Source organism: Novipirellula rosea (assembly GCF_039541335.1).
Classification (GTDB): Bacteria; Planctomycetota; Planctomycetia; order Pirellulales; family Pirellulaceae; genus Novipirellula; species Novipirellula rosea.
On sequence record NZ_BAABGA010000033.1, the window covers coordinates 1 to 4312 of the forward strand.

A 4312-nucleotide genomic window follows, 5' to 3' on the forward strand; every position below is an offset into this window, starting at 1 on the left:
ATCCGCTGCCGACACGCGAACAACTCAAAGAGATCGCCGAAGCCATTGCCACCGAAGAAGGTGAACTTCCCGGCGCCGACCGTCTCGAAACCGTGCTCGATGCGGCAATGGGGCTAACTCGATTGGAGGCCGAAAATGCTTTCGGGCTGAGTCTGGTTCGAGATTCCGTGGTCCAGCCAGAATCCGTTTGGGAACTGAAGGCGAGCATGCTCAAAAAGTCTGGCCTGCTTCAGCTCTACAAGAGCAGTGACGATTTCACGTCACTCGGCGGGCTGGACAGCTTAAAGGCGTTTTGCAAACGGTCGCTGCTCCAGCACGGACGTGACAATCCGCTGAAGCGACCTCGTGGCGTACTGTTGCTGGGTGTTCCAGGAACCGGCAAGTCGGCATTCGCCAAAGCACTTGGCAAAGAGTCCGGGCGCCCCACTTTGATCCTCGATATCGGGGCATTGATGGGGAGTCTTGTGGGCCAGACGGAACAAAATGTTCGTCGGGCGCTGCAAATCGCAGACGCCATGTCGCCCTGCATTCTGTTCATTGATGAGATCGAGAAGGCTCTCAGTGGGGCGGCGGGATCGGGTCAAAACGATTCAGGTGTGTCGTCTCGCATGCTGGGCACGTTGCTCAGCTGGATGAATGACCATACCTCGAACGTCTACCTAATCGCGACCTGCAACGATATCACGCGGATGCCTCCGGAACTCTCTCGTGCTGAGCGGTTCGACGGAATCGTGTTCCTCGATCTGCCGCAGCGTGACCAGAAAGATCGAATTTGGAACCAGTATATCACCATGTTCGGGATAGAAGAGGAGCAGAAGCGACCGGCCGATGAGAGGTGGACCGGCGCGGAAATCCGTGCTTGCTGCCGACTATCTGCCCTGCTGGACATTCCGCTTAAACAAGCGGGGTTGAACGTAGTTCCCGTGGCAGTCACGGCAACTGAATCGGTGGACCGTTTGCGGCAATGGGCCAGCGGGCGTTGTTTGGATGCGGAAAAGTCTGGAATTTACCAGCATGATGCCAAGCCACAATCGCGGCGCCGGGTGTCGCGTGCCAATCCGTCTCAGAACTGAGGCGTTTGAACGTGCTCACCGAAAACCAACTCGCCACGATCCGGGCAGCACTGCGATTCTGGAAGGATGAGATGGTTCGCGCCGACAAATCTACCACTCGACATTACTTCGATGTCTCCCCGCATCCATCGCTAACCGCTGACGAGATCGAAACCCTCATTGGGCAGCTTCGATCTGACCCGCTCAATTTGTGACACCAACTCATACAAAGGAGAATCCATGAGCACCATGCTCGAAGATCCTGTGACTCAGAACCAGCCATCACACGGCACGCGGTTGCAAGCCGAAACGACCGCCGCGCGGTTGCACATCCGCTGGCCCGGCACTCGCAAGAGTCTCAGTCGTGACCAGAAACTGCAAGCGGCCGGCGCGTTCGACGCCGACAGCCGCACGCTCTCGGCAGCGAAACGTCTTTTCGACACATCGCACCCTTCGTTCCGCGCCGTCTCGGCGATTAAGACTAAGGCGGGTGCATTGTGGAAGGGGATGACGTTGCCCTACATCGAGCCAGGCGTCCGGTTGTTACGCCGCGGCGATGTTTCGGAGTTTGACGATCGAATGATTGTCATCCAAGTGGAACTTAGCGAAGCCGTCGACGAACTCGACCTCAGTTTCGCGGAACTCGTCGATCAAGCCCGCAATCAACTCGGGCACCTGTTCGATCCAGCAGACTATCCCGACTCCGTCTCGGATCTGTTCGGGATAACTTGGGATTTTCCGTCGGTCACACCGCCCGCATATCTGCGAACGGTCAATCCAGAGTTGTACGAACAAGAATGCCAACGTGTAAAAGCGAAGTTCGCTGAAGCCGTTGAACTGGCCGAGCAAACGTTCGCCGAAGAACTCTCGCAGTTGGTTGGTCATCTGGCCGAACGCTTGTCCGGTTCGGTGGATGGGAAGCCGAAAGTCTTTCGTGACTCTGCCATTGCCAACCTAAATGAGTTCTTCGGACGATTCCAGCATCTCAACATTGGAAGCAACGACGATCTCAATCAACTAGTTGAGAACGCAAGGCAGGTGATTACTGGAGTCGACCCACAAGACCTACGAGATCGGTCGTCATTACGCGAACGAGTAGCTCGCTCTTTGACCGAGGTCGAAACGAGTCTCGATGAGTTGATGACCGATCGACCGCGTCGGAACATCATCCGAGGTCCCCGGTGAAGACCATCGATTTAGTCGTCGCAACTAACGGCGAGACTCAAATGATTTTCGATGATCGCCTTGATGTTCGCTCAGTCGGTTGCATCGCAATCCGGCGTGGTTCACACGTGGAGCCAACTCTCGACGGTAAATGGACCGCAGATCTATCCCCGGTCGATGGTCCGACACTCGGACCTTTCGACAAACGTAGCGAAGCCTTGGCAGCAGAAGTGGCTTGGCTTCAGCAGAATTGGCTAACTCGCTCGCGAGGGTAGCCGTTCCATTTTTTCCGTTATCGCAAAGCCCCGATCGTTTGACTTCAAGTCAGACGGTCGGGGCTTTTTTCGTTTCCCCTTTCAGTAAGGAACCTTTCCGATGAACCAAAACGAACTCAATCGTGCCGTGGCTGCTGCTACCGGAGACACTGTTTCCGCAGTGAAACGCCTCGGTTTCATGCTTCTTGACCCTGCCATTCCCATCGACGACCCGACCGATCCCGTGCACGGCGGTCGAGTTATCGACTGGGATGACTTCGACCTCTTTCGCGAGGATCTCGATGAAGGCCGCTTCGATCCTGAAGCCGCACTCTGCTAACGCGATGAAACCTCATCGTAATAAGCAACCAAACGTAACGAGCCGCCGCTTTCCCATTCGTGGACAGCGGCGGCTTCGTTTTCCCAAACGCAAGTGTACTTCCCCAAAACCCAAGAGAACTAAACATGAAGGTACTCCTCATCTCCAATGACGCTGGCGGCTACGCCCACCACGTCGAAGCTCCCGAAAACACCACCGTCCAGCAAATGTTTGAACGGCATGTCGGCAGGTTCCAAGCCGACAGTTATCTGATCCGCGTCAATCGGCAACCAGCCCCCGCGGATCAAGTGCTCCGCGATGGCGACCGCGTCTCATTCACGCCGCTCAAGATCGAAGGCGCAGCCTGATTTCTATGTTCATTGCTCAGCCGGGGTGGTTTGTTTGCAAGTGGCTGACCATCGCGACTGGGCTTCTTTTGGAGCCAATGCTATGGAGAACGAAATCAAGCACGATTACAGGGCGGCAGTCGAAATCCTGAACGCACTACAAGGCGTTCAGGCTCCCAAAGTAATGACGGCACTGGACGAGTCGTTCGATCAGTGTCGTCGCTGGCGGCGGCGGCTTGAAGCTTCCACCGCAAGGAACTGGAACGCCGCAGCAAAGGATGCCACCGACCGACTGCGAGGGGCACTCGACATTCTGCGAATACGGTCGACTCATGCGATTGACGAACTGACTCGTCTTGCTCAACCACGCCTCGAACCGACAGTAACGTCCGTTTATCGAGAGATCGAAGCACTCCGCGGCGAGTTCAAGAGCGTCACGATCGATCGCGCAAAGCACCGACTCACAATCCAGACATCGAGCATCTCGCTTGATTACGTTGAGCTCGGAAGCTTCGAGATCTGTTTGAATTGGAAGTTCATCAAGGAGTCATCTCCGTATGAAGTGATCGCAGTGGAGCCGAACTGCCCTTCATCCAATGACAGCGTCACGCATCCTCACGTACAAGGCGAAACGCTTTGCGAAGGGGAAGGGGCGGACGCGATCCGGCGATCCCTCGATGAGGGACGTATCTACGACTTCTTTTGCATCGTCGATCACGTGCTGCGGAATTACAACCCCGATTCAGCCTACGTGCAAATCGAAGATTGGAACGGAGTCAGCTGCAAATCATGTGGCGACAACGTCGACCGAGACGAAGTCGTCGGATGCTGCAAATGCGAAACCGAACTATGTCCTGATTGCAGTACCTCCTGCGAATCCTGCGTGGACCGGTTTTGCAGTGAGTGCATCTCGTCCTGCGAAAGCTGTGGCGACGATGTTTGTCAAACGTGCCTAAAGTCGTGCGACGACTGTGGCAATTCTTACTGTAACACCTGTCTCTTTGAAGGAACCTGTGATGATTGCATCACTAAACAAAACGAAGCGAGTGAAGAGGAATGCGGAGAAGCCAAGCAAACGGTCGCTGCGGTTCACACCGTACGCGATGGCAAAGTTGCTGTACCTGCGTGATATCGGCCCCACCGAAGTAGGAGGGTTCGGCATCTCCAGCGCCAGCG

Annotated in this window: 6 protein-coding genes; all 6 read left to right on the forward strand. The window is 55.5% G+C overall.

The window, feature by feature from the left end; all coding sequences use genetic code 11:
- A partial coding sequence (locus tag ABD971_RS12775; RefSeq protein ID WP_345322593.1) for an AAA family ATPase occupies window positions 1-1073 on the forward strand: 1073 nt, incomplete at its 5' end.
- A gap of 219 nt (window positions 1074-1292) precedes the next feature.
- Window positions 1293-2237 carry a hypothetical protein gene (locus tag ABD971_RS12780; protein WP_345322595.1) on the forward strand — a complete coding sequence of 315 codons (945 nt, stop codon included), beginning with the start codon at window positions 1293-1295 and terminating at the stop codon, window positions 2235-2237.
- A 41-nt stretch (window positions 2238-2278) separates the two neighbouring features.
- The gene (locus ABD971_RS12785; protein WP_345322603.1) at window positions 2279-2491 is read left to right on the forward strand and encodes a hypothetical protein; all 213 of its coding nucleotides are present in this window, start codon (window positions 2279-2281) and stop codon (window positions 2489-2491) included.
- Window positions 2492-2591: 100 nt separating this feature from the next.
- The gene (locus ABD971_RS12790) at window positions 2592-2810 is read left to right on the forward strand and encodes a hypothetical protein (protein ID WP_345322597.1); all 219 of its coding nucleotides are present in this window, start codon (window positions 2592-2594) and stop codon (window positions 2808-2810) included.
- Between the two features lie 125 nt (window positions 2811-2935).
- Window positions 2936-3157 (forward strand): MoaD/ThiS family protein, encoded by a 222-nt coding sequence (locus ABD971_RS12795; protein ID WP_345322599.1) that lies wholly within the window; start codon window positions 2936-2938, stop codon window positions 3155-3157.
- Window positions 3158-3239: 82 nt separating this feature from the next.
- Window positions 3240-4265, forward strand: a complete 1026-nt coding sequence (locus ABD971_RS12800) for a hypothetical protein (RefSeq protein WP_345322601.1) — start codon at window positions 3240-3242, stop codon at window positions 4263-4265.
- The last annotated feature ends 47 nt before the right edge of the window (window positions 4266-4312 follow it).

What these genes read in the sequence shown, in the direction of transcription:
- ABD971_RS12780 (WP_345322595.1), top strand. Translation starts at nt 1,293, where the DNA reads ATGAGCACCATGCTCGAAGATCCTGTGACTCAGAACCAGCCATCACAC.
- ABD971_RS12785 (WP_345322603.1), top strand. Translation starts at nt 2,279, where the DNA reads ATGATTTTCGATGATCGCCTTGATGTTCGCTCAGTCGGTTGCATCGCA.
- ABD971_RS12790 (WP_345322597.1), top strand. Translation starts at nt 2,592, where the DNA reads ATGAACCAAAACGAACTCAATCGTGCCGTGGCTGCTGCTACCGGAGAC.
- ABD971_RS12795 (WP_345322599.1), top strand. Translation starts at nt 2,936, where the DNA reads ATGAAGGTACTCCTCATCTCCAATGACGCTGGCGGCTACGCCCACCAC.
- ABD971_RS12800 (WP_345322601.1), top strand. Translation starts at nt 3,240, where the DNA reads ATGGAGAACGAAATCAAGCACGATTACAGGGCGGCAGTCGAAATCCTG.